At 62.3% G+C, this 26,576-nt stretch carries 28 protein-coding genes and 1 pseudogene; 16 read left to right on the forward strand and 13 right to left on the reverse strand.

The genetic code is table 11. The features are described from left to right. The coding region (locus FY112_RS37835; protein WP_281408477.1) for a PhoU domain-containing protein at positions 1-451 on the forward strand (451 nt) is incomplete at its 5' end. Positions 452-454: 3 nt separating this feature from the next. Here FY112_RS37835 and FY112_RS15985 read toward each other — a convergent pair. Continuing rightward, the gene (locus FY112_RS15985; RefSeq protein ID WP_003541775.1) at positions 455-715 is read right to left on the reverse strand and encodes a hypothetical protein; all 261 of its coding nucleotides are present in this window, start codon (positions 713-715) and stop codon (positions 455-457) included. 175 nt (positions 716-890) lie between these two features. Here FY112_RS15985 and hemF point away from each other — a divergent pair, with 175 nt between their 5' ends. The 3 genes from hemF (at position 891) to FY112_RS16000 (ending at position 2,476) form a co-directional block, all read left to right on the forward strand. Beyond that, positions 891-1,802: an oxygen-dependent coproporphyrinogen oxidase gene (gene hemF, locus FY112_RS15990; protein WP_027664105.1), complete on the forward strand. Its 912-nt coding sequence runs from the start codon at positions 891-893 to the stop codon at positions 1,800-1,802. A 103-nt stretch (positions 1,803-1,905) separates the two neighbouring features. Next, positions 1,906-2,175 (forward strand): hypothetical protein, encoded by a 270-nt coding sequence (locus FY112_RS15995; RefSeq protein ID WP_026158795.1) that lies wholly within the window; start codon positions 1,906-1,908, stop codon positions 2,173-2,175. Between the two features lie 115 nt (positions 2,176-2,290). Then, complete coding sequence (locus FY112_RS16000; RefSeq protein ID WP_017961491.1) at positions 2,291-2,476, forward strand: DUF1059 domain-containing protein; 186 nt, start codon at positions 2,291-2,293, stop codon at positions 2,474-2,476. On the opposite strand, the gene FY112_RS16005 is transcribed toward FY112_RS16000, so the two are convergent. From FY112_RS16005 to FY112_RS16015, 3 genes are read right to left on the reverse strand one after another with little or no spacing between them, the layout of a single operon-like run. Further along, positions 2,477-3,730 carry a CCA tRNA nucleotidyltransferase gene (locus FY112_RS16005; protein ID WP_094088760.1) on the reverse strand — a complete coding sequence of 418 codons (1,254 nt, stop codon included), beginning with the start codon at positions 3,728-3,730 and terminating at the stop codon, positions 2,477-2,479. Further along, positions 3,727-4,377, reverse strand: coding sequence for a CoA pyrophosphatase (locus FY112_RS16010; protein WP_072637659.1), 651 nt, complete (start codon positions 4,375-4,377; stop codon positions 3,727-3,729). Before FY112_RS16010 ends, FY112_RS16005 begins: the two co-directional genes overlap by 4 nt. After that, complete coding sequence (locus FY112_RS16015) at positions 4,374-4,997, reverse strand: DUF1285 domain-containing protein (protein WP_017961494.1); 624 nt, start codon at positions 4,995-4,997, stop codon at positions 4,374-4,376. The genes FY112_RS16010 and FY112_RS16015 overlap by 4 nt, the downstream gene beginning before the upstream one ends. Positions 4,998-5,155: 158 nt before the next feature. On the opposite strand from FY112_RS16015, the gene FY112_RS16020 reads away from it, so the two are divergent. The 5 genes and pseudogenes from FY112_RS16020 to FY112_RS16040 form a co-directional block, all read left to right on the forward strand. Continuing rightward, positions 5,156-6,166 (forward strand): MoxR family ATPase, encoded by a 1,011-nt coding sequence (locus FY112_RS16020; protein ID WP_017961495.1) that lies wholly within the window; start codon positions 5,156-5,158, stop codon positions 6,164-6,166. A 13-nt stretch (positions 6,167-6,179) separates the two neighbouring features. Beyond that, positions 6,180-7,100 (forward strand): DUF58 domain-containing protein, encoded by a 921-nt coding sequence (locus FY112_RS16025; RefSeq protein WP_017961496.1) that lies wholly within the window; start codon positions 6,180-6,182, stop codon positions 7,098-7,100. Next, positions 7,097-9,910: a DUF4159 domain-containing protein gene (locus FY112_RS16030; RefSeq protein WP_151518831.1), complete on the forward strand. Its 2,814-nt coding sequence runs from the start codon at positions 7,097-7,099 to the stop codon at positions 9,908-9,910. Before FY112_RS16025 ends, FY112_RS16030 begins: the two co-directional genes overlap by 4 nt. A 1-nt stretch (position 9,911) precedes the next feature. Continuing rightward, positions 9,912-11,981 carry a membrane protein gene (locus tag FY112_RS16035; RefSeq protein ID WP_017961498.1) on the forward strand — a complete coding sequence of 690 codons (2,070 nt, stop codon included), beginning with the start codon at positions 9,912-9,914 and terminating at the stop codon, positions 11,979-11,981. Between the two features lie 4 nt (positions 11,982-11,985). Then, positions 11,986-12,134 (forward strand): annotated as a pseudogene (locus FY112_RS16040) (GNAT family N-acetyltransferase); the annotation flags it as partial. 54 nt (positions 12,135-12,188) lie between these two features. On the opposite strand, the gene FY112_RS16045 reads toward FY112_RS16040, so the two are convergent. Beyond that, positions 12,189-12,752, reverse strand: a complete 564-nt coding sequence (locus tag FY112_RS16045) for an N-acetyltransferase (RefSeq protein WP_080635880.1) — start codon at positions 12,750-12,752, stop codon at positions 12,189-12,191. 266 nt (positions 12,753-13,018) lie between these two features. Here FY112_RS16045 and FY112_RS16050 point away from each other — a divergent pair, with 266 nt between their 5' ends. Continuing rightward, positions 13,019-14,029: a glutathione S-transferase family protein gene (locus FY112_RS16050; RefSeq protein WP_017961500.1), complete on the forward strand. Its 1,011-nt coding sequence runs from the start codon at positions 13,019-13,021 to the stop codon at positions 14,027-14,029. An 84-nt stretch (positions 14,030-14,113) separates the two neighbouring features. On the opposite strand, the gene FY112_RS16055 is transcribed toward FY112_RS16050, so the two are convergent. After that, the gene (locus tag FY112_RS16055) at positions 14,114-14,593 is read right to left on the reverse strand and encodes an NUDIX domain-containing protein (protein ID WP_017961501.1); all 480 of its coding nucleotides are present in this window, start codon (positions 14,591-14,593) and stop codon (positions 14,114-14,116) included. A gap of 70 nt (positions 14,594-14,663) precedes the next feature. On the opposite strand from FY112_RS16055, the gene FY112_RS16060 reads away from it, so the two are divergent. The 4 genes from FY112_RS16060 (at position 14,664) to FY112_RS16075 (ending at position 17,837) form a co-directional block, all read left to right on the forward strand. Continuing rightward, positions 14,664-15,572: a metallophosphoesterase gene (locus FY112_RS16060; RefSeq protein ID WP_017961502.1), complete on the forward strand. Its 909-nt coding sequence runs from the start codon at positions 14,664-14,666 to the stop codon at positions 15,570-15,572. A 159-nt stretch (positions 15,573-15,731) separates the two neighbouring features. Next, positions 15,732-16,292, forward strand: a complete 561-nt coding sequence (locus tag FY112_RS16065; RefSeq protein ID WP_151518832.1) for a hypothetical protein — start codon at positions 15,732-15,734, stop codon at positions 16,290-16,292. 187 nt (positions 16,293-16,479) lie between these two features. Beyond that, positions 16,480-16,989: an RNA polymerase sigma factor gene (locus tag FY112_RS16070; RefSeq protein ID WP_017961504.1), complete on the forward strand. Its 510-nt coding sequence runs from the start codon at positions 16,480-16,482 to the stop codon at positions 16,987-16,989. A 2-nt stretch (positions 16,990-16,991) separates the two neighbouring features. Continuing rightward, positions 16,992-17,837, forward strand: coding sequence for an anti-sigma factor (locus FY112_RS16075; RefSeq protein WP_017961505.1), 846 nt, complete (start codon positions 16,992-16,994; stop codon positions 17,835-17,837). 57 nt (positions 17,838-17,894) lie between these two features. Here FY112_RS16075 and FY112_RS16080 read toward each other — a convergent pair whose 3' ends face one another. Further along, positions 17,895-18,875 (reverse strand): zinc-binding dehydrogenase, encoded by a 981-nt coding sequence (locus FY112_RS16080; RefSeq protein WP_151518833.1) that lies wholly within the window; start codon positions 18,873-18,875, stop codon positions 17,895-17,897. Positions 18,876-18,880: 5 nt separating this feature from the next. Between FY112_RS16080 and FY112_RS16085 the strand changes: the two genes are divergently transcribed. Next, positions 18,881-19,390 carry a helix-turn-helix domain-containing protein gene (locus tag FY112_RS16085; protein ID WP_181018228.1) on the forward strand — a complete coding sequence of 170 codons (510 nt, stop codon included), beginning with the start codon at positions 18,881-18,883 and terminating at the stop codon, positions 19,388-19,390. Positions 19,391-19,451: 61 nt separating this feature from the next. Here the strand turns inward: FY112_RS16085 and leuA are convergent, their stop codons facing one another. The 3 genes from leuA to FY112_RS16100 all read right to left on the reverse strand — a co-directional run bounded on the left by leuA (position 19,452) and on the right by FY112_RS16100 (position 23,609). Then, a complete protein-coding gene (gene leuA, locus FY112_RS16090) occupies positions 19,452-21,203 on the reverse strand; it encodes a 2-isopropylmalate synthase (RefSeq protein WP_151518834.1) in 1,752 nt (583 codons plus the stop codon). 429 nt (positions 21,204-21,632) lie between these two features. Next, a complete protein-coding gene (locus tag FY112_RS16095; protein WP_151518835.1) occupies positions 21,633-22,862 on the reverse strand; it encodes a benzoate/H(+) symporter BenE family transporter in 1,230 nt (409 codons plus the stop codon). Positions 22,863-23,024: 162 nt separating this feature from the next. After that, positions 23,025-23,609, reverse strand: a complete 585-nt coding sequence (locus FY112_RS16100; RefSeq protein WP_017961514.1) for an ATP-dependent Clp protease proteolytic subunit — start codon at positions 23,607-23,609, stop codon at positions 23,025-23,027. A gap of 231 nt (positions 23,610-23,840) precedes the next feature. On the opposite strand from FY112_RS16100, the gene FY112_RS16105 reads away from it, so the two are divergent. Continuing rightward, positions 23,841-24,629 (forward strand): DUF2076 domain-containing protein, encoded by a 789-nt coding sequence (locus FY112_RS16105; RefSeq protein ID WP_151518836.1) that lies wholly within the window; start codon positions 23,841-23,843, stop codon positions 24,627-24,629. A 131-nt stretch (positions 24,630-24,760) separates the two neighbouring features. On the opposite strand, the gene queF is transcribed toward FY112_RS16105, so the two are convergent. From queF to FY112_RS16120, 3 genes are all read right to left on the reverse strand, one after another. Beyond that, positions 24,761-25,225, reverse strand: a complete 465-nt coding sequence (gene queF / locus FY112_RS16110) for a preQ(1) synthase (RefSeq protein ID WP_131719292.1) — start codon at positions 25,223-25,225, stop codon at positions 24,761-24,763. Beyond that, the gene (gene emfA, locus FY112_RS16115) at positions 25,225-26,139 is read right to left on the reverse strand and encodes a CDF family cation efflux transporter EmfA (RefSeq protein ID WP_151518837.1); all 915 of its coding nucleotides are present in this window, start codon (positions 26,137-26,139) and stop codon (positions 25,225-25,227) included. The genes queF and emfA overlap by 1 nt, the downstream gene beginning before the upstream one ends. Before the next feature lie 154 nt (positions 26,140-26,293). After that, positions 26,294-26,576, reverse strand: a 283-nt coding sequence (locus FY112_RS16120; protein WP_246700693.1) for a DUF2161 family putative PD-(D/E)XK-type phosphodiesterase, incomplete at its 5' end; no start/stop codon positions are given.

Here is a 26,576-nt window from a genome sequence, read left to right on the forward strand (position 1 = left end):
CCGCCGCTCGATCGTCGTCATCGATTACGCGATCAATCTCGAACATATGGGCGACATCATCGAGAAGGGTCTGGCGGAGCAGGTGGCGAAGAAAATCTCTCTCGGTTTAAAATTTTCCGAGGACGGTCATCAGGAACTGCGCAAGCTGTTCGATCTGACGATCGACAATCTGCGCGTCGCCCAGACGATCTTCGTCACCCGCGATTTCAATCTCGCGCGTCAGATGATGGAGGTAAAAGTCGAGGTGCGCCGGATGGAAAAACAATCGGCCGAGCGCCACCTCGAACGCCTTCGTGACGGCCGCGCCGACAGCCTTCAGACGAGTTCGCTGCATCTCGACATGTTGCGCGACCTGAAGCGCCTGAACGCCCACATCGTGTCCGTGGCGCATCCGATCATGGATGAAAGCGGCCTGCTGATCGAAAGCCGCGTGCGCACCGCTGCGAAGTGACGGTCAATCAGCCGAAGGCAGGCGGCGCATGGTGAATTCGATCTGGTCGCCGTCGAGCTGGCGCCAGCTTTCCACTTCGGTCCAGTAAGCGGCTTTCGGATATTCGTCGAACCATTCGCGCGCCTTGGCGCGTGCATCCATGAGGCCGAGGCAATATGTCTCACGCACGAAATGGTCCTTCTTGCTCGGCGGATTTTCCGCCCGATGTCTCGCTATCCTGCGCTTCAGGCCGTCGAAAGACGGAGGCCCTGGAACTTTTTTCATCACACCTACCTCCTCGGAAAAGGTAATATCGAAATTCTCGATTTGCGAGTCGAATCTTGGAAGCGCCCAGTGCCTGCCTTGGCTTGGCGAGATGCAGCACCAACTGCTAATCATGGCGGGCAATCAAGAATGAGCGAGTCGCCTCCGAAGGAGATGTCGACCGTCGGAGGCGTAAATGGAAAGACCGGAACTGCCGATCGGCTTGCCTGACGATATCGAACAGAAGAAGGCTGCCGCCCGCAATTGGTTCGAGGGGTTGCGCGATACGATCTGCGCCTCCTTCGAGGCCATCGAGGATGAGTTGGAAGGGCCGCTCTCCGATCAGGAGCCCGGCCGCTTCGTCGCCAAGGACTGGTCGCGCGAAAATGGCGCCGGCGGCGGTGGCCGGATGTCGATGATGGAAGGCCGCGTCTTCGAAAAGGTCGGCGTCCATACCTCCACCGTGTACGGCGAATTCGCCTCGGATTTCCGCGCCCAGATACCCGGCGCCAAGGATGATCCGCGTTTCTGGGCCTCCGGCATCTCGCTGATTGCCCATCCTGTCAACCCCAACGTTCCGGCGGTGCACATGAATACCCGCATGGTCGTCACCACCAGCCGCTGGTTCGGCGGCGGGGCCGACCTGACGCCGGTGTTGTCGCGCCGCCGCACGCAGGAAGACGAGGACAGTCAGCTCTTCCACAAGGCCATGGAGATCGCCTGCCGCAATCACGCCGTCGCCGATTATGATGCCTATAAGGCTTGGTGCGACGAATATTTCTTCCTGAAGCACCGCAACGAGGCCCGCGGCATCGGCGGCATCTTCTATGACTGGCTGCATTCAAGCGAGGAAGTTGGCGGCTGGGACGCCGATTTCGCCTTCACGCGTGATGTCGGCCGGGCTTTCGCCATGGTCTATCCGAAAATCGTCCGCTCCAACTTCGATAAATTGTGGACAGAGGCCGATCGCGACGAACAATTGATCCGCCGAGGCCGCTACGTCGAATTTAATCTGCTGTATGATCGCGGCACGATCTTCGGCCTGAAGACCGGCGGCAACGTCGAATCCATTCTCTCTTCGTTGCCCCCCGTCGTCCGCTGGCCATGAAACTGTGATCTCTCATCGATAAATTCGAGGTGATAGACCTTCACGAAAACTCAGTGCGTCCTAACTTTATATGTATGTGCGTAACAATCGGAGGAGGATTGTCATGACGATACAAAGTGGCTCGCCAGCGTCCACGGATGTCCAGGAAACATCCCGCACGATCGACACATCCGAGTTTCTGACGCGCATTGCCGAGAAACTGCGGACCAAGAGCGGCTCGGATCTGCCGCTGTCCTGCTTCATCGAGCAGGTCAAGCTGCAACTGGCCAGCGGAAAATCGCCGGAACAGCTGCAGAACGAAGCAGCGGCCGCCAACAGCAACATGCCCGGCCACCTCTTGGAGACCTACAAAGCATGGGCGATGCCCGACTGACACGGCCTTTACTGGCCGGCATGTCGATTGCCGGCCGGAACCTTCCCTCCCCCCGCACATTCATAAATCGCGTAAGATCGCGATCGTCGTTGTGTTTCGAACAGAGGAGAAGACCATGCGACTTTTCGAATGCGGCACTCTCGTTCCGGGCTGCGCCTGGCATACACGGGCAGATAGCGACGCCGAGGTGGTCCGCCGTGCCGTCGAGCACCTGAAAAATGCTCACGGCGAGACCACGATCCGCGAGAACATGGTGGATAATATCAAGGCTCGCATTCGCGACGAAGCGACCGCCGCCTGATTATTGCACGCGTTCCTGCAGCCGGGCGAGCAGCGCCGCCCGGTCGGCAACGAAGTTTTCCTCCACCCACTGGTTTTCCAGGCCGGCAAGCAGTTCGCCGACGCGCGGGCCGGACGCGATTCCTGCCGCAATCACGTCGCCGCCGTTCAGCGGAAACTGTGGCTTCTTCCAGTGCATTGCCCTGTCCAGCAGCTTGATAAGCCGCGCCGACCGCGCCATTTCGTCGAAATCGCCTTCAGCCTTGCCGCGCGCAACCGCAAGCGCGAGCTTCAGCCGTGTCGTGATGCCGTCAGCGCCGTTGCGGTAAAGCAGCCGTTCGAAGGCCGCCGACGACATGTCGTCATTGACAGGCGCTGCCATGGCCCAGGCCTTGAGAGTGGCCGCTTCCGCATTCGAGAGTTTGAGCCGGGCGGCAAGCGCCTCCATGCGCGCCGCATCGGGCGGCACGATCGCCGCAAGGCGCAGCAACGGATCGGGCGTCCAGCCGAGCGCCTTTTCGGTGATGATCAGCGACGGGATCGCATCGATCCCCCATCGTTCCGATTCCGGCAGGATTTCCGTCAGCACCGCCACCTGCCGCATCCAGAGCAGCGCCCGGCCAGGATCGGCAGCACCTAGCAGCTTTCGCAGTTCAGACCAGACGCGTTCTGCCGAAAGCGTCGTCAGTTTCGAACGCGCGACGGAACACGCCTTTAGCCCCTCGGCATCCGGCCGCCCGGAACCGTAATAGGCAAAGAAGCGGAAGAAGCGCAGGATACGCAAATGATCCTCGGCAATACGCCTTGCGGCATCGCCGATGAAGCGGATGTTGCGCTTCTCGATGTCGGCAAGCCCGCCGACGAGATCCACCACCTCGCCCCCCGCATCGGCATAAAGCGCGTTGATCGTCAGATCCCGCCGTTCGGCGTCTGCCTTCCAGTCGGTGCTGAAGGCAACCTTGGCATGGCGTCCGTCGGTCTCGACGTCGGTACGAAGCGTCGTCACCTCGAAGGGCTTGCCGTCGATGACGAGCGTCACCGTGCCGTGCTCCAGGCCGGTTGGGACTGCCTTGATGCCGCCCGCCGCCGCCCGCTCCATCACCGCCTCCGGTCTGAGTGTGGTGGCTATGTCGACATCATTGACCGGCAGGCCCATCAGGCTGTTGCGCACCGCTCCGCCAACCACCCGCCCTTCCCCGCCATCGGCATTGAGAAGTGCCAAGATCCGGCCGAGGGCCGGGTCGCGGAACCATGCTTGGTCGGCGATGCCGGTCATGCATAAAGCCTTTCGTAAAGCGTGCGGACGATGCCGGCGGTGATGCCCCAGATCATTCTGGTTTCATAGGGCACGCGGTAGAAATGCCGGTCGACGCCGTCGATGACACGTCTGTCGCGGGTGTGATTGGCAGGATCCATCAGGAAGGAAAGCGGCACCTCGAACACGTCGTCCACCTCGGTCGGGTTCAGCGTCAGCGCAAAGCCTGGCGAGACGACGCCGAGCACCGGCGTAATGCGGAAGCCCGTCGAGGCAAGGTAATTCGGCAGCCGCCCGACGGTTTCGACGAAGGAACCGGCCAGGCCGATCTCCTCCTCCGTCTCGCGGATCGCCGCCATTTCGGGCGAGATATCGGCGGGATCGATCGACCCGCCGGGAAAGGCGATCTGCCCGGAATGTTTGCGCAGCGTCGCCGTGCGCTTGGTGAAGATCACATGCGCTTCCTCGCCGTCGTCGACGACGGGCACGAGCACGGCGGCGTCGCGCAGCTCGAAGGTCTCGACCTCGGCGACGATATCGGGATTGAGGATGTGGTCCCCGTGATCGCGCCAGGCATGATCGACCGGCCCACCATTCTGGTTGAGCGCGCGGCGGCGGAATTCGGCTGCGGAAAACAGCGGATAACGTTGGGTAATCGCATCATTCATCGGGAAAGCGCATCCAGTTCATCGGCCTGCATCATCGCAAAGACTTCTCCGGCGGAGCGGACGGCGAACATCGCCTGTCCCTCGACCTCGATCGTCTCGCCGAGCGCCACCAGTTCATACATCACCGCACGCGACACCAGCGCCTCCAGCCGCCCGCGCACATGCAGATAGGGTTTCAATTCGGCATTCTCGCCCGCAATGGCAAAGCGCAGCCGATGCTCTCCTCCCGCCTCCACGACATCGCCGACATTGGTGCGGAAGGTCAGCACCTGTTGGCCTTGTCGCTCCGTCACGCTCATCTCCACGGCGATGAAAGGCGCGTCGACGACCCTAATACCGACCTTTTCCACAGGAGTTACGAGATAGGTCTTCTGGTCGTCGTCTTTTCTTAAAACCGTCGAGAACAGCCGCACCAGCGCCGGTCGGCCAATCGGCGTGCCCATGTAGAACCAGGTACCGTCCGCCCGGATTTCCATGTCGATATCGCCGCAGAAAGGCGGATTCCACCGCTCGACCGGCGGTAATCCTCGTTTTTTGCCGGCATTTTCCTGAGACGCGCGCGAAATCAGTGCGGCAAGTCCCGCCGCATCCGCCTGTCCGCTGATTTCCTCGGCTGCCATTCTTCCGTCCCGGTTTGTCCTTAACGAAGTAAAGTCACGAGATAGTCATTCGCAACGAACTTGTCAGCCCGTCACATCTCCATAACTCTATCGGGCATGAGGCACATGTATAAGTCCGCCGATTCGCTGCCGAATGATTTCAGCCGTTGGAGATACGCATGGGTATGATGAAGACCGAAGCCAGCCTCGATGAAAAGGCGATCGTCGCCGCCGCCGAAAAGGCGCTCTCCGATATCGCCGCCATCCGCGGTGAAGTCTCGAAAGTAATCTTCGGCCAGGAAAGCGTCGTCGAGAACACCATTCTCGCCGTGCTGTCAGGCGGCCATGCCCTGCTCGTCGGCGTTCCCGGCCTTGCCAAGACCAGACTGGTGACGACGCTCGGCGAGGTGCTCGGCCTTGCCGCCAACCGCATCCAGTTCACGCCTGATCTGATGCCCTCGGATATTCTCGGCTCCGAGGTGATGGACCAGGACGACAGTGGACGCCGCTCCTTCCGTTTCGTCAAGGGCCCGGTCTTCGCCCAGCTCCTGATGGCCGACGAGATCAACCGTGCCTCGCCGCGTACCCAGTCGGCCCTCCTGCAATCCATGCAGGAATACCATATCACGATCGCCGGCCAGCGTTATGACCTGCCGGCGCCATTCCATGTGCTTGCCACCCAGAACCCGCTCGAGCAGGAAGGCACCTATCCCCTGCCCGAAGCCCAGCTCGACCGCTTCCTGCTGCAGGTCGACGTCAATTACCCTGAACTCGCCGCCGAGCGCCAGATCCTGCTTGAGACGACGGGCCTGGGCGAAACCCGGCCGGAAGCCATCATCGATGCACAGAGGCTGCTCGAGATCCAGACCCTGGTGCGCCAGATGCCGGTGAGCGACACGGTCGTCGATGCCATCCTGGCGCTGGTGCGTTCCGCCCGCCCAGGACAGGGCAATGCCTCGACCGACAAGAATGTCGCCTGGGGCCCCGGCCCGCGCGCCGGCCAGGCGATGATGCTCTGCGCGCGTGCCCGCGCGCTCTACGAAGGCCGTCTCGCCCCGTCTCTGGACGATATCTTCGCGCTCGCCGAACCCATTCTTCAGCACCGCATGGCGCTGACTTTCGCCGCCCGCGCCGAAGGCATGTCGGTGCGTGATGTCATCGCCGGACTGGTCAAGCAGGCAAAGGGATAAGGAAGCCGGACGCGTGGCATCTATCGGACAGATCGTCAATCCGACACCCGGCAGCGATGCCCTTTCCCGCGCAAGGCAGCGGGCCGCCCTGGTACCGGACTGCCTGGTGGAAGCCAAGCGCATCGCCAACACGGTGATCGCCGGCTGGCATGGCCGCCGCAAGCGCGGCATCGGCGAGAATTTCTGGCAGTTCCGTCCCTATGCCGAGGGCGAGAGCCTGTCGCGCATCGATTGGCGTCGCTCCGCCCGCGACGATCATACCTATGTGCGCGAGCGCGAATGGGAGGCAGCGCATACGATCTGGCTCTGGTGCGACATGTCGCCCTCGATGATGTACAAGTCGAGCTATGGCAGCGTCTCCAAGGAAAGCCGCGCGCTGGTCATCATGCTGGCGCTTGCCGAAATCCTCGCCCGCTCCGGCGAGCGCATCGGCTGCCCCGGCATCATGGAACCCGCCTCCGCCCGTAACGCCGCCGAACGCCTCGCAGCCGCTCTCATGCACACGCCGCTGACCGGCGGCCTGCCGGAAACGGCGATGATCCGCGGCTGGAGCGACCTCGTCCTTATCGGCGATTTCCTCGACGATGCGCCGGCAATCATGGAACGGCTCGGCCCGCTTGCCCGCCGTGGCCTGCGCGGCCACGTGGTCGAGATATCAGATCCGGCCGAGGAGATATTCCCCTATAGCGGCCGCACCGAATTCACCGATCCCGAGAGCGGCGCCAAGCTTATCTCCGGCCGCGCCGAACATATCCGCGAGGCCTATCGCACCGCCTATCTCGCCCGCAGGGACAGCCTCGGCCAGTCGCTGCGCCATCTCGGCTGGACCTTCGCGAGCCACCGCACCGATCACCTTGCGTCGGAGGCGCTGGTCGCGGTGCACATGTATCTGTCCGGCATGCCGGCCAAGGCAACGCATGGAGGGCAGCTATGAACGCCCTTCCCTTCGCTTTCGCCTATCCCGCCATTCTCGGCGCGCTCCTTGCCTTGCCCATCATCTGGTGGCTGCTGCGGCTGACGCCGCCACGTCCGAAGACCGAAGTCTTTCCGCCGCTGAAAATTCTAGCCTCCGTGCTGAAGCGCGAGGAGACGCCGGCGCAAAGCCCGTGGTGGTTGACGCTGCTGCGCATGCTGCTCGCTGCCGCCATCATCCTTGCGATCGCCGATCCGGTTTTCAATCCACGCACCAGTTCACTCGCATCAGGTGGCCCACTCGTCCTCTTCGTCGACAACAGCTGGGCCGCGGCACCCGACTGGGAGCGCCGCATCCAGACCGCCGACGCATTGATAGACGATGCCGAATCCGCCGGCACGCCAGTGTCGATCGCCTTCACCGCCGATCCGACCAACGACGCCGTGCCCGGCACCGCCGCTGCCGCCCGCGACAAGCTGCGCGCCGCCGAGCCACGACCGCTTGTGCCGGACCGCGAACGCGCCTTCCAGGCGCTGCGCGCCGCGCTGAACGGCATCAAGCCCGGTACCCTCGCCTTCCTGACCGACGGCGCCGCCGCCAAGCCCGACGACGCGACGGTGCGCAGGCTCGCCGAACTCCAACCCGCCGATCTGCGCCTGATCGAGGGCGATGCCGCGCGGACAGTGGCGATTACGGCGGCCAACAATGCGGCGGATGCCATGACCGTCAAGGTCACGCGGCTCAACAGTGCGCAGGCCGCATCGGTAGCGCTGAACGCCGTCGATACCCAGGGTCGCTCGATCGCCAATGGCAGGGCGGATTTCCGCCCCGGCCAGAGCGTTGCGACCAGTTCGATCACCGCCCCCTTCGAGATGCGCAACGATTTTGCGCGCGTCAGCGTCGATAATGGCGCGACGGCAGGCGCCGTCCACCTTCTCGACGACGCATTCAAGCGCCGCCGCGTCGTCTTGCTGTCGGGTGAAGGAGGGGACGAGTTCCAGCCGCTGCTCTCGCCGCTCTATTACATCCAGCGGGCGCTGCAACCTTATGCGGATCTGATCCAACCTGCCGATTCCGATCTTTCGGTCGCAATACCAAAACTTCTCGCCAGCAATCCCTCGATCATTATCATGGCCGATATCGGCCGGCTGCCGGAGGAGACCTACGAGCCTTTGACGCGCTGGATATCGAATGGCGGCATGCTCCTGCGTTTTGCCGGCCCCCGCATGGCGGCAGCCCCTGCGGATGATCCGCTGATCCCTGTCATCCTGCGTCAGGGAGAACGGGCGCTGGGCGGCACCTTGTCCTGGAGCGAGCCGCAGTCGCTTGCCGAATTTCCGAGTATCGGGCCTTTCGCCGGCATAGCGCGTCCGGCCGATGTCGTCGTCAAGCGGCAGGTGCTTGCCGAACCGACGCCCGATCTTGCCGAACGCACCTGGGCAAGCTTGGCTGACGGCACGCCGCTCGTCACGATGAAGCAGCTCGCCTCCGGCCAGATCGTCCTGTTTCACGTTACCGCGGAAGCAACCTGGTCCGATCTGCCGATCTCCGGCACTTTCGTCGACATGCTGCGTCACCTCCTGCAGATATCGCGCTCGGGCGGCGTGACATCGGAGGCGCGCGGCAATGCGCGTGTCTCCGAAACTCTGCCGCCATTCCGCATGCTGACGGCCAAGGGCACGCTCGTCTCCGAGACGGGATCGGCGCGGCCGCTCATTCCACAGGCCGGAGTCGAACCGACGGCAAATTTCGACAACCCTCCGGGGCTCTACGGTTCGGAGGATGGTTTCACCTCTTTGAACGTGCTGCCCGAGAACGCCGAACTGAAACCACTCGACACAACAGGAACCAATGCCGTGCGCGAAGGCCTGGTCGGCGGCGAAAGCTGGTCGGCAAAACCCGCGCTCTTTTTCGCGGCCTTCCTGCTGCTCTTGGCCGACAGCCTGATCGTCCTCTTCATGAATGGTGCATTCTCGCGATTGCGCCCGGCTGTCCGCACCGCCGCGATGATCGCGGTCGCCGCCGGCGCCGGCTTTCTAATGCAACCCGGCACGCTTCATGCCGACGACTCCAAGCCCGGCGACGACCTCATCCTGCAGAGGCTTGACAACACCCATCTCGCCTATGTCGTCACCGGCGAACAGGATGTGGACAATATATCCGAGCGCGGTCTCGAGGGACTAACCCAGTTCCTGACGTTTCGCACGACGCTGGAGCCGGCACCGCCCGTCGGCATCGACCTCACCAAAGACGAGCTCTCGTTCTATCCGATCATCTACTGGCCGGTTTCGGCAACCGCGCCGATGCCATCGTCGGCGGCGATCAGCCGTATCGATGCCTATATGCGCAATGGCGGCACCGTGCTTTTTGATACGCGCGATCAGATCAGCGCATTGGACAATGGCGGCAATGTCAGCGCCAACGGTGAGAGGCTGCAGGCAATCCTCGCCAATCTGGACATTCCGGCGCTTGAGCCGGTACCATCAGATCACGTGCTGACGAAATCCTTCTATCTCCTGTCGAGCTTTCCCGGTCGTTATGCCGGCAGCCCTCTCTGGATCGAGGCCCGGCAAGGCGGTCAGGGGCCGAGCGAAAAATCGGCGGCGACGGCCGACGGCGTGTCGCCGATCCTGATCACCGGCAATGATTTCGCCGGCGCGTGGGCAATCGACGAGAACGGCGTACCGATACTGCCGACTGTGCCGTCGGATGAAACGCAGCGCGAATATGCCTACCGTTCCGGCGTCAACATCATGATGTACATGCTGACCGGCAACTACAAGACCGACCAGGTCCATGTTCCCGACCTCCTCGAACGGTTAGGACAATGAGATGACATTCGACTTTTCGCCCTTCCTGCCCTGGTCGGTTCTGGCTGCATTGGCCGCCGTCAGCGCCATCATCGCCGTCTTCGCGATCTTGCGCGGCATTCGCGGCGCCTGGATCAGAACGCTGGCAGCGCTCGCCATGCTGGCCGCCCTTGCCAATCCTGTGCTGCTGCAGGAAGACCGGGATCAGCTGTCGACGATCGTCCCCGTTCTTGTCGATCGAAGCCAGAGCCAGCAGACGCCCGATCGCGTCAAGATGACCGACGAGGCGCTTGCGGCCCTGAAAGGACAGCTCGCCCGTTTCCCCCAGATAGAGCCCCGCTTCGTCGATGTCGAAGGCGACGTCAATTCCGATGTTCCGTCGACGCGCCTGTTCGACGCGCTGTCGGCCAACGTCGCCGATGTCCCGCCCGCCCGCATCGGCGGCGCCATCATGCTGACCGACGGTGAAGTCCATGATGTTCCGGCCGCCAATCAGGCGCTTGGTTTCGACGCGCCGATCCATGGCCTCGTCACCGGCAAGGCCAACGAATTCGATCGCCGCATCGAAGTCATCAAGGGGCCGCGCTTCGGCATCGTCAACGAGGAGCAGCAGGTAATCTTGCGCGTCTTCGACGACGGCCCGAGCCCCGGCGGCACGGCCGATGTCACGGTGAAGCTGAATGGTGACGAGATCGCCACCCTGCAGGCGACGCCCGGGCAGGATACGCCGTTCTCCTTCAAAGTGCCGGGTGGCGGCAGCAACGTGCTCGAATTCTCGGTCGCAGCACTTCCAGGTGAAGTCACCACCGCCAACAACCGCGCCGTCCACGTTATCGACGGCATCCGCCAGAACCTCCGCGTCCTGCTCGTCTCCGGCGAGCCGCATGCCGGCGAGCGCGCTTGGCGCAACCTGCTGAAATCCGATGCCTCGGTCGATCTCGTCCACTTCACCATCTTGCGTCCGCCGGAAAAACAGGACGGCACGCCGATCAACGAGCTGTCGCTGATCGCCTTCCCGACGCGCGAGCTCTTCGTCGACAAGATCAAGGATTTCGACCTGATCATCTTCGACCGCTACCAGCACCGCGGCGTGCTGCCGCTGCTCTATTACGATTACATCGCGCAATATGTCGACAATGGCGGCGCGCTGCTGATCGCCGCCGGTCCCGAGCATGCCGGCCCCGATTCCATTGCCTTGACGCCGCTTTCCTCGGTTCTGCCGGCGACGCCCACCGGAGAGATGATCGAGAAGGCCTTTTATCCCCGCCTCTCCGAGGAAGGCCGCAAACATCCCGTCACGCGCGGCCTGGACGGTTCGAGTGAGGACCCGCCGCATTGGGGCCGGTGGTTCCGTAGTGTCGATGTCGACCGGCCGCAGGGCGAGACGATCATGCTCGGCGCCGACAACCACCCGCTGCTGGTGCTGAACCGCGCCGGTCAGGGTCGCGTCGCCATGCTGCTTTCCGATCAGGGCTGGCTCTGGGCGCGCGGCTTCGAAGGCGGCGGTCCGAACGTTTCGCTCTATCGCCGTATCGCCCATTGGCTGATGAAGGAGCCGGCGCTCGAGGAAGAAGCGCTGACGGCGCGCGCCTCCGGCCGAACCCTTGAAGTCACCCGCCAGACGATCGGCGACAATCCCGGCAATGCCACCGTGCGCTATCCCTCCGGCAAGACCGAAACTCTGCCGCTCACCCAGTCCGAACCCGGGCTCTACAAGGCCGAGAAGAGGATGGACGAAATCGGCCTCTTCGAAATCCGCAACGGCAGGCTGTCGACGCTTGTCCATATCGGCGCCGTCGACGCACCGGAATTCAAGGCGATGATCTCGACGACCGATGTACTGCAGCCGGTCGCCGACAGAAGCAAGGGTCTCGTTGCCCGCGTCTCCAATGCAAATGGCGCGATCTCCGTGCCGCCGATCCTGCCGGTGCGCGGCCAGGTCCGCGTCTCCGACAACGATCGCATGATGATCCGCATGACCAACGAGACGGTCTTGAAGGGCATTAACACGCTGCCGCTCTTTGCCGGTTTCGCCGGCGTCGGCATCCTGCTGCTCGCCTTCGGCGCCATGTGGTGGCGAGAAGGGCGCTAATCTCATGCCGGAATTCGAGCTCACCGCCTCGCCCACGCCGGAGGAACTTGCGGTGATCACCGATGCGCTCTCGGCCTTCAACACCAGCGATGTCGGCCCTCGGATCGTTGGCCGCTCGCGGTCCTCATCCGCGATACCGACGGCAAGGTGACACGGAAGGCGGCACGCACAGCTTCTCCGGAAAAGCCTGTAGCGGCTGTCGCAAGATCATTCGCGCCAGGCGATCGTGCCTTTCAGCCGCTCATGCACGCCCTCGGCGATCGGAACGACGAGCACACGATGGGGATCGACCGGGCCTGGAAAAGACAGCGCGTTATAGGCAACCTTCTCGAAGCCGAGCGGGCCGTAATAGGGTGGATCGCCGACGAGGATGACGGCTTCCGAGCCTTTGCGTCTTGCCGCCTCCACCGCAATCCGCACCAACTCCCGGCCGATGCCCTTGTTCTTGTGGGAGGGGCGGACGGCGAGCGGACCGAGCAGATGTCCCTTCACCGTGCCGGCCAGCACCGGCGTCATGCGCACGGAGGCGATCGTCTCACCATTATCGGTGCAGATGAAGGAAAGCGACAGATCATGAGGCCCCTGCTCACGGATGCGCGCGGCAGCGCGGGTGAAGCGGCCGGGACCGAAGGCTTCTTCGTTGATGTGTTCGATGGCGGCGTCATGAGACGCGTCTTCAGTGAGGTAGACGAGATCGTGCTTGTACATGATGACAGAAACCGGATGGACAGATTGATGGGTCTCGAACACGCCTTGGGCGTTCGGGAGCATCAGCGTCGTCGCGGGTTTCTGGAAATGAACATCAGGCAGTGTCCGAAAATCGTGAAAAGGCCGATAGCAGGAAAAATTTCCGTCGTCCAACGCAAAATGCACGACCACACCGCGGCGCATCTTTTCGAGAGCCAAAAAGGACGCTGCAACACTTTGAATTATGCGGTGCCCGAACGATGTGACGCACTGTTCAATCTTTGCCGCCTGTAAAGCCCTGCCATCTGCGATATCTTCCGCTCCAACACGCAATCAAGGGAATGAAGATCATGGGAATGCTGGTGGACGGCGTCTGGCGTGACGCCTGGTACGACACGAAGGAGAGCAAGGGCCATTTCAAGCGGCAGCCCTCGCAGTTCCGCAACTGGGTGACATCGGACGGTGGGGCCGGCCCTTCCGGCAGCGGCGGCTTCAAGGCCGAGGCCGGGCGTTACCATCTCTATGTCTCGCTCGCCTGCCCCTGGGCGCACCGCACGCTGATCTTCCGCAAGCTGAAGAAGCTCGAAGAGCTGATCTCGGTTTCCGTCGTCGATCCACTGATGCTCGAGAACGGCTGGGAGTTCAAGGTCGGCGACGGCGCCACCGGCGACCACCTCTTCGGCGCGTCCGCGCTTTGGCAGGTCTATGTCAAGGCTGATCCGCACCATTCCGGCCGCGTCACCGTTCCCGTGCTCTGGGACAAGAAGACCGGCACGATCGTCAACAACGAATCCGCCGAGATCATTCGCATGTTCAACGGCGCCTTCGACGGGCTGACCGGCTCGACAGCCGATTTCTATCCCGAGGACCTTCGCGCCGAAATCGATGCGCTGAACACCACCGTCTACGACACCGTCAACAACGGCGTCTACAAGGCAGGCTTTGCCACCACCCAGGAAGCCTATGCGGAAAATGTGGCCAAGCTGTTCGAAACGCTCGAGATGCTCGATGAACGTCTAGGCAAAAACCGCTATCTCTTCGGCAGCAGGCAAACCGAGGCCGACTGGCGCCTGTTCACCACGCTGGTGCGTTTCGACCCCGTCTATGTCGGCCACTTCAAATGCAACATCCGCCGCATCGCGGATTACCGCAACCTGCCAGGCTACCTCCGCGATCTCTACCAGATGCCTGGCGTTGCCGAGACGGTGAATCTGACACATATCAAGCAGCACTATTACCGCAGCCACAAGACGATCAACCCGACCGGCATCGTCCCCGTCGGCCCGACCCTCGATCTCGACAGCCCGCATGGCCGCGCTACAGCGCAGCGCGTCTTTTCAGACGCGCAAAGGACGCTGTAGAACTTTAAATTGCTGCATAATTTACTCTTAGAATCGATTCCGATTTAAGAGTAAATTATGCAGCGGGCTTGCCGGGGCCTGAACTTACCAGCGATGGTCGGGCTCCTGCTCGCCCCGAAGCTCGGCAAGACGGCGATGGGTGGCATCGGTCGTGCCCTCGGGCAGGCTGTCGAGGGAGAAGAAGCCGCTGTCGGAGATCTCCCAGTCCGGCGGCCGCGGCGCGGTCTGCTCGACTGTCGCCCGGTAGAACACGACATGGTCACGCTTTGTGGTCGTGGTGTTGAAATAGACCTGAACCAACTCCGGTTTGCCGATGATCCTGAGGTTGCCCTCCTCGCGCAGCTCCTTGACCAGCGCTTCTTCGGCCGTCTCGTTGCGCTCCAGTCCGCCGCCGGGCATATGCCAGCCGCCGATATAGCTGTGGCGCACCAGGAAAATACGACCGTCCGCATCGAAGCAGGCGGCCCTGACACCCACGGTCATGCCGCGGGCAAAGGAGAAATAGACATGCAGGAGGCGCAACGCCAGCCTGATGTGAGGGGGCCGCTTCTCTTTATCCACCATCGTTCCGTTTCGGCTCTTCATCGCGCCGGATGTGTTTGATTTGTCAATAAGCTGGTCTATGTCTCGTAGAATGTTCAAGCTCGCGCATATTTCCGACGTCCACCTCGGGCCGTTGCCCAGTCTTTCCATTCAAGAGCTGTTTTCAAAACGCATAACAGGCTTTGTGAACTGGCATCGAAATCGACGCAAGCACCTTTTCGGCAGCACGTTGGATCTGCTGCTCGACGACATCCGCGCCCATCAGGCCGATCACCTGGCCGTCACCGGGGACCTCGTCAATCTGGCGAGCGGCATCGAGATCCGCTCGGCCGCCGCCTGGCTGCGCGCGCTCGGCGATCCCGCAGACACGTCGGTCGTTCCCGGCAATCACGATGCCTATGTACCCGGCTCCTACGAGAAGTCGATGCGCGCCTGGTACGATTATGTCCGCGGCGATCTCGCTCCACCGCAATGGCAGGACGACCGCCATATCTTTCCTTATCTGCGCGTTCGCGGCAAAGTCGCGATTGTCGGCTGCTCGACGGCGGTCGCCACCCCTCCCTTCGCCGCCTCTGGCTTTTTCGGCGCGCGACAGGCCCGCGATACTGTCAACATACTGCGTGCGGCTGGCGAAGCCGGTCTCTTCCGCGTCGTCATGATCCATCACCCGCCGATCCGCGGCGCCACGGCCTTCTATAAACGGATGATCGGCATCCGCCGCTTCGCCGCCGTGATTTCGACGGGCGGCGCCGAACTCGTGCTGCACGGACATACGCACCTGAACACGCTAAATTGGCTGCGCGGCCAGATGCAGCCGGTGCCAGTCGTCGGTATCGCCTCTGCCTCGCAGGGACCGGGCAGCATCAAGCCGCCCGCAGCCTACAACCTCTTCTCCATCGATGGCTCTCCCGGTGCCTGGGAGCTCAGCGGCGAGCGCTTCAGCCTCAACAGGGCTGGCGACGCGGTGATGCCGGAAAGCGCCGATATTTTCGCGTCTTAGCTCCAGTTCCAGACTCTTTTTGTGCAGCACTTGAATCGATCTGCGAGGACATCAGGCCACCGTCGCAACATTTGCCGCAGAGGTTGCTTACCCTCTTGGTATTTTTAGTGGTAAGCGTACAATCCGAGCAAATGCATTGCCTGAGAACGGAGCGCGCCGATGACTTTTTCTTTCCGCCACCTGTCCAGACTTTCGCTCGCCGCCGGCTTTGCCTTCGGCATCGCCACGGCCGCTTTCGCGGCCGGCGACAGCAACGATGACACCAACCCGCCGCCGAAGACCCAGACGACCAAGACCTGCACCGGCGGCAAGGTCTGGGACAAGGCCAAGAAGGAATGTGTCAACCCGAAGAAGAGCAGCTTCAACGACGACGATCTCTATCAGTTCGCCCGCGAGTTTGCCTATGCCGGCCAGTATGACAACGCCATCACCGTGCTCAATCTCGCTCGCTACCAGAACGACCCGCGCGTCCTGAACTATCTCGGCTACGCCAACCGCAAGGCCGGCCGCATGGAGCTCGGCATGTCCTACTACCGCAAGGCGCTGCAGGCGGATGAGAATTATATCCTCGCCCGCTCCTATATGGGCATGGCGCTGGTGGAACAGGGAGACATCCAGGGTGCTCGCGTCCAGCTTGTCGAAATCCGTGATCGCGGCGGCGAAGGCACCTGGGCCTATCGCTCCCTGCTGCAAAGCTTGAACGGCTACAAGACATATTGACGCAAGCTTTGCAGGCCACAATACGAAAATCCCTTGGGAAAGAGGGATGAAGACGACCGGATGCTTGCGAAGTGCAGGAGACTTGTTTCATAAAGCGCATGCAACGACGGCGTCGATAAAGTCGGTTTCGCGCCCGACGGCGAACCCTTCGTCCGCGAAACCATTGTGAATGCTTCTTGGATAGACAATGCGTCAGCCCGCAACGACCATCGATCTCCGGCGTGATCTCGTCGGCCTCCTGCCCCGCCTTCGCCGCTTCGCGATCACGCTCGCGGGCGAGGTTGCCGTGGCCGATGAACTCGTTCAGGCCGTCTGTCAGCGCGCCGTCTCCAAAGGTCATCAATGGAGCGGCGAAGGCCGTCTGGAAAGCTGGATCTATACGCTTGCCCGCCAGCAATGGACCGACGACAACCGCAAGCGCAAGCCGAAGGCTTCCGTCCGCGGCAACGTCACCGATATTCGCGAGGCCGCGCGCGATCGCTCGGCCGCGGTCGATCCCGACACCATCCATCACATGATTTCCGATATGCCGGATGGCGTTTCTAGCATGTTCCTGCTGGTCGACGTCGAAGGCCACAGCTACCAGCAGGCGGCCGACATCATGGGTATTCCGGTGGCAAACGTCGTCTCGCAGCTCGCGACCGCGAGGCTGCATTTCGCCGGGCTTGCCGGCACCCACCCGATCCACAGGTTCTGAATTTGCTCGATCTTAGGAAACTGCCGCTCGAAGCCCAGCTCACCGCTCTTCTCGACGGCGAAGTCTCGCTCGAACAGCGGCAAGAACTGGAGCAGCGTCTGGCAAGCGACGAGAATGCACGCCGACTGCATGAGAAGCTGCGTCACGGCGCTGATTTCGGCCGCCGCCGCCTCGACGATATCCTGAAGGAGCCTGTACCGCTTGCCCTCGTCCGCTCGATCAAGAGCACGCAGCCGCCGAAAACGCCGATCGCCCAGCGCGCCACGCGCCCGCAAGTGAAACTGGCGCCGAGCGGCCCGCAGGCACTGGCCGCCGCCCTCATCCTCTTTGTCGTCGGTTGCGGTATCGGCTATTTCGTCGGCACCGCGCCGGATGCCGACGAGATTGCCAGCACGGCTACCACCAATGCGGCACCGGCCAATACCAGCGACTGGCTGGGCGACGTCACCGCCTATCAACGCCTGCTGATCCGCCAGCCCCGTCATCTCGTCGAAGTGCCCGCCTCGCAGGCCGAGGAAATCTCCAGCTGGCTGACGACGGCGATCGGCGTGCCCTTCCGCGTGCCGGATCTGAGCGCCGAAGCCTGGACCTTCCAGGGCGCACGCGTCATCCTTGGCGATAGCCGCCCTGTCGGACAGCTCGTCTATTCTAATTCCGATGGCGACATCATCTCCATTTGCTTCCGCAAGGACGCACAGCCGCCGGAGACCGACGACTTCAAGGAAACGATCAAGGACGAGATCGGCCTCGTGACCTGGCACAATGCCGGCACCTCCTATGTGCTTGCCGGCCCCTCCGCCGAAGCAACGCTCGGCCAGCTCGCCATGGAGATCGCCACCGCGATCTGATTGCCGGAGCACGATGCCGAGCGGTATCGCACGACATCGTGCATCGCCTTCTTTGATTTAAGGCACCAGCACCACCTTGCCGACCGCCCGCCGCCCTTCGATGGCGCGATGCGCTTCCGCCGCTTGATGCAGTGGGAAACGACCGCCGTCGATAACCGTCAGGGCACCCGCCGCGGCAAGCTCGAAGAGCGCGGCAAGATCCTCCTGCACCCCCTGAGGCGTCAGCAGCGGCAATAGCGAAAATCCCTTGATTGACTGATTGTCATCAAGCATGTGCTCGACATCGGCCTCCTCAAGCCCGAACCGCCCCATCGCCGCCAGCACCAGCTCGCCGCAAGGCGCCAGCGCATCGAGTGCCGCCCTTGAAAACGCGCCGCCGACGGTTTCATAGATGATATCCGCGCCGAGCCCTCCGGTCAGCCTTCTGACGTCCTCCTGCCAGCCAGACGCCGTATAATCGACCGCATGATCGGCGCCGAGAGACAGGGAAAGCGCCCTCTTCTCGTCACTGCTCGCCGCCGCGATCACCATCCTCGCCCCGTCACGTCTCGCGAGCTGCACCAGCAGCGACCCGACACCGCCCGCTGCCGCACTCACGAGAACATTCTTGCCTTTCGCGGGACTGCGGCGCAGGAGATGCGACGCGGTCAGCCCTTGCACCATCAAACCGGCAGCCGCCGCGAAAGAAACCGCATCCGGCAGCTGCATCACCGCCCCGCCGTCGACCGCGACGAATTCGGCATAGCCGCCAGAACCGCGCCCGGTCGCAAAGAGAGGAACGGCAACCCGCATGCCAATGAGCGAGCGGTCGGCACCAGGCTCTGCTCGCTCGATCGTACCCGCGACCTCGACACCGGGAAACATCGGCAGATCGGGCGTTGCGGCATAACGGTCGGCCCGCATCAGCACCTCAAAGAAGTTGACACCCGCCGCATGGACGCGGATGAGAAACTCACCCGGCCCCAGCTCGGGAACCGGCAGTTCTACGACCTCGAGGACATCGGGAGGACCGAAGCGAGTGAATTGGACGGCTTTCATGACAGATGAACCTCACGTCTGATTGGCGTGGGGCAGGTTTAGCAATAGACTATCAGATAAAAATACACACTCTTTCGTGCCATACCCACCAGGAGGTGACCATGGCTGAGCCGATGAAAAGACTCCCCGAGCTGCCGGTCGAGCGTGCGCTGAAGGTGATCTCAGGACGCTGGAAACCCATCATCCTCTATTACGTCTTCTCCGGTCCGAAGCGTCTTTCGGAACTGAAGCGGATGATGCCCGCCATTACCCAGAAGGTGCTGATCCAGCAGCTGCGCGAGATGGAGGAGCACGGGCTGGTCGCCCGCCAAGTCTTTGCCGAGGTCCCCGCCCGTGTCGAATACAGCGCGACTGAACTCGGCCTTGGTCTCGAACCGGTGCTGCTGGCGCTCTGCCAATGGGGCCAGCGCCACGCAGAGGCGCGAAATGAAGCCGGCGAGATTGCCGACTGCATCGTCAGGCCGCGCCGCGCTACAGCGCCGCGCGTCTTTTCAGACGCGCATAGGACGCTGTAACACTTTGAATTTCTACATAATTTAATGCAGTATTACGGCCGAGGCCTGAGGCTTTCCGAAATCAGGCCTTGCCGGCCTTCACGTCGAGCACGCGGTTTGCCGCCGAGACGATCGCTTCCAGCGATGCCGCGACGATGTTGGTATTGATGCCGGCGCCGAAGAGTTTGCCGCCGGGATAGGAGGTCTCGACATAGGAGATCGCCGCCGCGTTCGAGCCATGCTGGAGCGAATGCTCGGAATAGTCCTCGACCGACATCTCGATGCCGAGATAATGCGACAGCGCATTGATGAAGCCATCGATCGGACCGTTGCCGCGCCCTTCGATGCGCTTGATCTCCCCATTGTCGGTAATCTCGGCTGCGACGATCCGCTGACCCTTGTGCTCAGTGTCGGGATAGGTGTGATGGTCGACGAAGCGCAGGCGCCCTTCCGGCTGCGTCACGTAGCGCTCGATGAAGCGGTCGTAGATGCGCCGGGACGGAAGCTCCTTGCCCTCTACGTCGGTGATGCGCTGGATATCCTCGCGGAATTCCACCTGCAGGTTGCGCGGCAGGTTCAGCCCGTAATCCTGCTGCAGGATATAGGCGATGCCGCCCTTGCCAGACTGAGAGTTGATGCGGATGATCGCCTCGTAGGAACGACCGACATCGCGCGGATCAATCGGCAGGTACGGAACTTCCCACACGGGATGATTGGCGACCTGTGCTGCCTTCATACCCTTGTTGATCGCGTCCTGATGCGAGCCGGAGAAGGCCGTATAGACCAGCTCGCCGACATAGGGATGACGCTCGCCGATCACCATCTGGTTCGAATATTCGAACACTTCCTTGATGCGCTCGATATTCGAGCAATCGATCTCGGGATCGACGCCTTGCGTGAACATGTTCAGCGCCATCGTCACCATGTCGACATTGCCGGTGCGCTCGCCATTGCCGAACAGCGTGCCTTCGACCCGGTCGGCACCTGCCAGCAGTGCCAGTTCGGCAGCGGCAATGCCGGTGCCGCGATCGTTATGCGGATGCAGCGAAACGATCAGGTTCTCGCGATTATCGAGGTTGCGGCACATCCATTCGATCTGGTCGGCATAGACGTTCGGCGTCGCCATCTCGACGGTGGACGGCAGGTTGATGATCAGCTTGTTGTCGGGCGTCGGCTTGACGACCTCGATGACGGCGTTGCAGATCTCCAGCGCCACGTCGAGTTCGGTGCCGGTAAAGCTCTCGGGGGAATATTCGAAACGGTAACCGCCGCCGGCCTTCGTGGCCATATCGGTGATCATCTTGGCGGCATCGACGGCGATCTGCTTGATGCCCTGCACATCCTTGGCGAAGACGACGCGGCGCTGCAACTCGCTGGTGGAGTTGTAGAAATGCACGATCGGCCGGATTGCGCCTTCCAGCGCTTCGAAGGTGCGGGTGATGAGTTCCGGGCGGCACTGTACCAACACCTGCAGGGAGACGTCGTCGGGCACATTGCCCTCCTCCACGCACCAGCGGGCGAAGTCGAAATCGGTCTGCGAAGCCGAGGGGAAACCGATCTCGATTTCCTTGAAGCCCATCTCGATGAGCAAATGGAACATGCGCGCCTTGCGATCGTGGCCCATCGGGTCGACGAGCGCCTGGTTGCCGTCGCGCAGGTCGACCGAGCACCAGACCGGTGCCTTGGTAATGGTCTTCGTCGGCCATGTGCGGTCGGGAATGTTCACCTGCGGATAGGCCCGGTATTTCACCGCGGCGTCTGGCATGCCTTTTGCGGGGCTCATCTCGCTCTTGGAGGCCATCTTATCTCGGGGGGATTGCGTCTTCGCGTCCATCGTATCGTCTCCTCGTCCCGGCATTTGCCCGCTCTTAGCCGATCACGTCGGGCTTGGCGATAAACAAATGCGGACCTTGTCGGTCGTTAGGTCAATTTTGAAAGTGAGTCGCGAGGAGCGATGGCCGGGCGGGCTTTCGGCCGCCGGGCGCTCCTCAAAGGACCCGGCAACCGCGCGTAAGGCCGAGGAGAAGGAGCGAGGTCAGGGCGCGCGTATTGTCACGCAGGGCGATGCGGCCGCGTACAATCGTGTCAGAAATTCTGGCGCCAGTGGTCTTCATGACCGCGCTTATAGCCTCGGACGGTAAAGCTGGCAAGTCCTTGCCCGGCCTTTGGTCGCCGCCAACATTCGATGAACTGCCCACCTATTGCCGGCGGAGCTGCTTGAAAGCGCCAGGATCCGGCATTTGGAGAGCAGACCGACCTTCCGCTACCTCGACTGAGCTCGGTCTTTCCAAATCTTCACCAGCCGCGACAGCGCGAGCATCAGCCCACCCGCGATCAGGCCCCAGAAGGCGCCGGAAATACCGCCGAAGGAAACGCCGGAGGCGGTGACGAGGAAGGTGATTGCCGCCGCCTCGCGCGAGTCCGGCGCCTGGAAAGCCGACATTGCCGAGGACGAGAAGGCGCCGACCAGCGCCAGCCCCGCCACCGCCTCGATCAGGATAGGAGGCGCCAATGCGACGAAGGCCGTCACCGCGCCGGCAAGCGAGCCGAGGATGATATAACCGACGCCGGCGATCAGTGATGCCCAGTAGCGACGCTTCGGATCGGCATGGGCATCTTGGCCCGCGCACATCGCCGCGGTGATCGCCGCCAGATTGACCGCGTGGCCGCCGAACGGCGCCGACAGCAGCGAGAAGAAGCCGGTGACGGCAAAGAGCGGACCGGGCTTCGGATCGTAGTGATTGACCTTCAGCACCGCGATGCCGGGAATGTTCTGCGAGGCCATGGTGACGATGAAGAGCGGCAGCGCGATCGAGATGAAAGCAGCAAGGTTGAACACCGGCCGGACGACTTCGGCCGTCGGCACCAGCGATCGTTCGAGCGAGGCGAATGCGCCCTCGGGAATATCGACGCCGAAGACAAGCACCAGCACGAAGGCCGCGAGTGCTGCCGGCACCGCCCAGAGCCGCTTGAAGGCGCCGACAACGATCCAGGCGAGAACGATCGGCAGCCCGAACAGCGGATTGAAGCCGATTGCCTTCACCGGCGCGAAGCAGAGGCCGATCAGCACGCCGGAAAGCATCGCATTGGCAAGCGGCGCGGGAATGGCGGCAACCGCCCGGCCGAGCGGCTTGAACAGCCCGGCGACGATGATCAGCGCAGCACAGACCAGGAATGCCCCGACCGCCGCATTGAAGCCGCCCTCGATTGCCCCGGTGCTTGCCAGCAGCGCGGCGCCCGGCGTCGACCAGGCGATACTGATCGGCAATCGCGTCACGGCACTGAGCACGATCGCGCAGATGCCCATGGAGATCGACAATGCCATCAGACCGGATGCCGCCTGCGCATCCGTCGCGCCGACCGCCTCAAGCCCGTGCAGCACGACGGCGAAGGAACTGGCGGAGCCGACGAAGGCAGTCAGCAGTCCCATGAACAGGGCCTGGACGGAAAAATCTTTGAGCATGGCGGGACTCGAGCTGCGCGAATGGCGCATGGAGCATGATGGCCGTCCCAGGCGCAAGTCCGGATTCATTGCTTTCCGTTCAGACCTTGCCGCTAGGAGATCATCTCCGTTCAAGCGCTATCCAAAAACAGAACGCCCTCACCTGCGATGGGCAGGCAAGGGCGGGTTCTTGGCAGCTTTGGCTGATAAAACTTAGATATCGGCCTGCGATGTGACGATCCGTGAAACGAGGCCATAATCCTTCGCCTCCTCGGCCGAAAGCCAGTAGTCGCGATCCGTATCCTTGTCGATCTTGTCGAGCGGCTGGCCAGTGGCCTCCGCCATGATCCTGTTCAGGCGCTCGTTCATCTTGATGATCTCGCGTGCCTGGATTTCGATGTCGGATGCCATGCCGCGCGTGCCGCCGGAGGGCTGATGCAGCAGGAAGCGCGTGTTCGGCAGGCACAGGCGCCGTTCCTTCGGAGTGGCGACATAGATCAGCGCGCCGGCCGATGCGACCCAGCCGGTACCGATCATCCAGACCTTCGGCTTGATGAACTTGATCATGTCATGAATGGAATCGCCGGATTCGACGTGGCCGCCGGGCGAATTGACATAGATGCGGATGTCCTCGTCACTGGCCGCGGCAAGCGCCACGAGCTGCGAGCAGACCTTCTGCGCCAATTCCTGATTGATCGGTCCGTAGATGAAGATCGAACGCGACTTGAAAAGATTCGCCTCCGTTTCCTTGCCGAGCGGCAGTTCCTTCGTCTTGTCGTCCTGGTCTTCGTCGTTCATTCGAACCTCTTGGAGATGAATTCGGGTTCCTCGCACATAGTGCGACTCAATGCCTAAAACAATGCGGGAAAAACACAAGGCACCGAAGCGATGGAGATATCCTTAAGAAGCCGCGCGCCGTTCTGCAAGCCTTACTGAATTGTAACGGCGAAAGGCTTTGAAAAGCCTAAATCGGTTCCTACCTCAACCTCACGCGGCAAACGCCGCATCAGATCACTAGGAGGCAGGACAATGTCACCCGAAGAACGCCAATTGCTGACCGCCCTCTTCGACCGCGTACGCACCGCTGCGGCCACGCCGCGCGACCGCGATGCCGAAGCCCTGATCGACCAGGCGACGCGCGAACAGCCCTCCGCCACCTATTATCTCGCCCAGGCCGTCATCGTTCAGGAAAAGGGGCTGGAGGCGGCTGCCAACCACATCAAGCAACTCGAAGAGCATGTCCGCCAGCTGGAAGCCGGCGAGAGCGAACACCGCCAGGCCGAACAGGGCGGCGGCTTCTTGAGCTCGATCTTCGGCAACACCCAGACGCAGCAGCCGGCCCCAGTTCCCTCCAATCCCGGCCCCTCCAATCCTGGTCCCTGGGGCCAGCAATCCCGCGACTATGACGATCCCCGCGGCGACGGCAATGTCCGCCAGCCCCAGCCCCAGCAGCAGCCGACCGGCCCCTGGAGCCAGCAGGCCTCTGCGCCGTCGGCGGGCGGCAGCTTCCTGCACGGCGCGCTCGGCACGGCAGCGGGCGTGGCCGGCGGCATGCTGCTTGCCAATTCGCTGAGCGGCATCTTCGGCAACCACATGTCCTCGCTCGGCTTGGGTTCGCCGTTCGGCGCCAATCCCCTCGGCAATGCCAGCGCGCCGACCGAAGAAACTGTCATCAACAATTATTACGGCAATGACGACACCCGTCAGGCCTCCGACAACACAGCCGATGACAACGACGCCAACCTGCAGCAAGCCGATTACGACGGCGGCAGCGATTCCACCGACGACTCGTCCGGCGACGATGTTACGGATGTGTGAGATCTAGCGGCCGGAGAATGGGCGGCAGTTGATATTGCTGCATCGTCGCCCGGCCCTTCGCTTCGGCTCAGGGCGTTCGCTGCTGCAATCGATTCACTGGATCGATTGCTCGGGCTGCGCCCGAACGCAGCTCACCCACGGCCGCGGTAGGTGGCAACGCCCTGTTCCGGCAGCCACACGCCTTCCGGCGGCTTGCCCGTCTGCCAGAAGACGTCGATCGGGATGCCTCCGCGCGGATACCAGTAGGCGCCGATCCTGAGCCACCTGGGATCGAGCAACTCGACGATGCGCTTGGCGATGTAGATCGAGCAATCCTCGTGGAAAGCGCCGTGATTGCGGAAGGAATGCAGGAAGAGCTTCAGCGACTTCGATTCCACCAGCCATTCGCCCGGAATGTAGTCGATGACGATATGAGCGAAATCCGGTTGCCCGGTCATCGGGCAGAGCGAAGTGAATTCCGGCGCGGTGAAGCGCACGACGTAATCGGTGTCGGCATGGTTGGACGGCACTTTCTCAAGCATTGCCTCCTCCGGCGATTGCGCGGTTTCGGTCTGCTGACCCAGCATCGACAGGCTGGAAACATCGGTACTCGGCATCATGTCTCCTTGACAACTTTGACGCGGATGCCGTGAGCCTTTTCGCCCTCCGGCTCCACATGAATTGCGATAGTGGCGCCCTCGTGCACCGCCCTGATGGCATCCTCAAGGCGGTCGCATATATCATGCGCCTGCCGCACCGACATCCCGCCAGGCACCACCATGTGGAAATCGATGAAGGTGACGGTGCCTGCCCGCCTGGTTTTCAGGTCATGCACGCCGATCGAGCCCTCCGCGTGGGTGGCAATCGCCTGCTTGATCGCCTCCTCCTCCTGTGGCTCGACAGCCTGGTCCATCAGCCCGCCGATCGATTGCGAGATCACCTTCCAACCCTGATAGAGGATGTTGACGGCAACGAGAATGGCAAGCACCGGATCGAAGATCGCATAACCCGTTGCCAGCGCCAGCAACAGGCCAACAAGCACGCCGACAGAGGTCACCACATCCGACATGATATGCTGCCCGTCCGCCGAAAGCGCTGCCGAACGATGTCTGCGTCCGGTCCGGATCAGCAGCTGCGCCCAGATCGCATTGATGACGCCGGCCGCGAAATTGATCGCAAGACCGAGCACCGGTGCATCCAGCATGCGCGGCTCGGCGAGATAACCGACCGCCTCGTTGACGATCAGCAGCGCGGCGACGACGATCAGCACGCCCTCGGTGACGGCAGACAGATATTCCGCCTTGTGATGACCGAAGGGATGGTCGTGATCGGCCGGCTTCTGCGCATAGCGGATGACGAAGAAGGCGATGAAGGCGGCAACGACGTTGACCGACGATTCGAGCCCGTCCGACAGCAGCGCCACCGACCCGGTGACCCACCAGGCCACCATCTTCAGCCCCATGACGCCGAGCGACAGCGGAATCCCCCACATCGCCAGCTTGCGAACCGTAAGATCGCCGTTGTCACTCATATCGTTCCCCTGCGGTTGCGAATGAATTGCAGCTTTCAAGCCGTTGAAACGCAAAACCGCCCACGCGAATGTCGCGCAGGCGGTTCAGTTCAGGGTGATATGGGGGAAGACGGCGGATTTGTCAAAGGGCAATGAGGTTCCCCTTTCGCGTGGCTCAAGGAGCAGGCTCGGAGAGAATAGTCTGCGGCCAGCGCAAGAGCGCCGCCTGCCCTGCAGGCGTCAGGGCGTAGACGCCCTTCTCCTTGCGTTCGAACCATCCGTAGACGTTGTCCAGCAGGATTCGGCCGGCATTGGGCACCTGAGCCTTCATATCCCGCGGCCGCCCGACCCCACGCTCGATTGCGGCGGCGCAGAGCAGCACCTGCTGACGATAGGCGGTCATGATTGGCGCCCGCGTGCTGCCGCCGACGGCGGGATCGCCGTGGCGGCGCTGATGC

The organism is Rhizobium sp. PEPV16, assembly GCF_008919455.1.
GTDB classification, from domain to species: Bacteria; Pseudomonadota; Alphaproteobacteria; order Rhizobiales; family Rhizobiaceae; genus Rhizobium; species Rhizobium leguminosarum_Q.

Bases quoted from the DNA above. Each gene is read 5' to 3' on its own strand.
- FY112_RS15995 (WP_026158795.1), top strand. From the start codon at position 1,906: ATGACGATACAAAGTGGCTCGCCAGCGTCCACGGATGTCCAGGAAACA.
- FY112_RS16100 (WP_017961514.1), bottom strand. From the start codon at position 23,609: ATGAACGACGAAGACCAGGACGACAAGACGAAGGAACTGCCGCTCGGC.
- FY112_RS16085 (WP_181018228.1), top strand. From the start codon at position 18,881: ATGAACCTCACGTCTGATTGGCGTGGGGCAGGTTTAGCAATAGACTAT.
- leuA (WP_151518834.1), bottom strand. From the start codon at position 21,203: ATGGACGCGAAGACGCAATCCCCCCGAGATAAGATGGCCTCCAAGAGC.
- emfA (WP_151518837.1), bottom strand. From the start codon at position 26,139: ATGAGTGACAACGGCGATCTTACGGTTCGCAAGCTGGCGATGTGGGGG.
- FY112_RS16010 (WP_072637659.1), bottom strand. From the start codon at position 4,377: ATGAATGATGCGATTACCCAACGTTATCCGCTGTTTTCCGCAGCCGAA.
- FY112_RS16095 (WP_151518835.1), bottom strand. From the start codon at position 22,862: ATGCGCCATTCGCGCAGCTCGAGTCCCGCCATGCTCAAAGATTTTTCC.
- queF (WP_131719292.1), bottom strand. From the start codon at position 25,225: ATGCCGAGTACCGATGTTTCCAGCCTGTCGATGCTGGGTCAGCAGACC.
- hemF (WP_027664105.1), top strand. From the start codon at position 891: ATGGAAAGACCGGAACTGCCGATCGGCTTGCCTGACGATATCGAACAG.
- FY112_RS16070 (WP_017961504.1), top strand. From the start codon at position 16,480: ATGCGTCAGCCCGCAACGACCATCGATCTCCGGCGTGATCTCGTCGGC.
- FY112_RS16000 (WP_017961491.1), top strand. From the start codon at position 2,291: ATGCGACTTTTCGAATGCGGCACTCTCGTTCCGGGCTGCGCCTGGCAT.
- FY112_RS15985 (WP_003541775.1), bottom strand. From the start codon at position 715: ATGAAAAAAGTTCCAGGGCCTCCGTCTTTCGACGGCCTGAAGCGCAGG.
- FY112_RS16060 (WP_017961502.1), top strand. From the start codon at position 14,664: ATGTTCAAGCTCGCGCATATTTCCGACGTCCACCTCGGGCCGTTGCCC.
- FY112_RS16030 (WP_151518831.1), top strand. From the start codon at position 7,097: ATGAACGCCCTTCCCTTCGCTTTCGCCTATCCCGCCATTCTCGGCGCG.
- FY112_RS16080 (WP_151518833.1), bottom strand. From the start codon at position 18,875: ATGAAAGCCGTCCAATTCACTCGCTTCGGTCCTCCCGATGTCCTCGAG.
- FY112_RS16035 (WP_017961498.1), top strand. From the start codon at position 9,912: ATGACATTCGACTTTTCGCCCTTCCTGCCCTGGTCGGTTCTGGCTGCA.
- FY112_RS16005 (WP_094088760.1), bottom strand. From the start codon at position 3,730: ATGACCGGCATCGCCGACCAAGCATGGTTCCGCGACCCGGCCCTCGGC.
- FY112_RS16055 (WP_017961501.1), bottom strand. From the start codon at position 14,593: ATGGTGGATAAAGAGAAGCGGCCCCCTCACATCAGGCTGGCGTTGCGC.
- FY112_RS16105 (WP_151518836.1), top strand. From the start codon at position 23,841: ATGTCACCCGAAGAACGCCAATTGCTGACCGCCCTCTTCGACCGCGTA.
- FY112_RS16065 (WP_151518832.1), top strand. From the start codon at position 15,732: ATGACTTTTTCTTTCCGCCACCTGTCCAGACTTTCGCTCGCCGCCGGC.
- FY112_RS16045 (WP_080635880.1), bottom strand. From the start codon at position 12,752: ATGCTCCCGAACGCCCAAGGCGTGTTCGAGACCCATCAATCTGTCCAT.
- FY112_RS16015 (WP_017961494.1), bottom strand. From the start codon at position 4,997: ATGGCAGCCGAGGAAATCAGCGGACAGGCGGATGCGGCGGGACTTGCC.
- FY112_RS16020 (WP_017961495.1), top strand. From the start codon at position 5,156: ATGGGTATGATGAAGACCGAAGCCAGCCTCGATGAAAAGGCGATCGTC.
- FY112_RS16050 (WP_017961500.1), top strand. From the start codon at position 13,019: ATGGGAATGCTGGTGGACGGCGTCTGGCGTGACGCCTGGTACGACACG.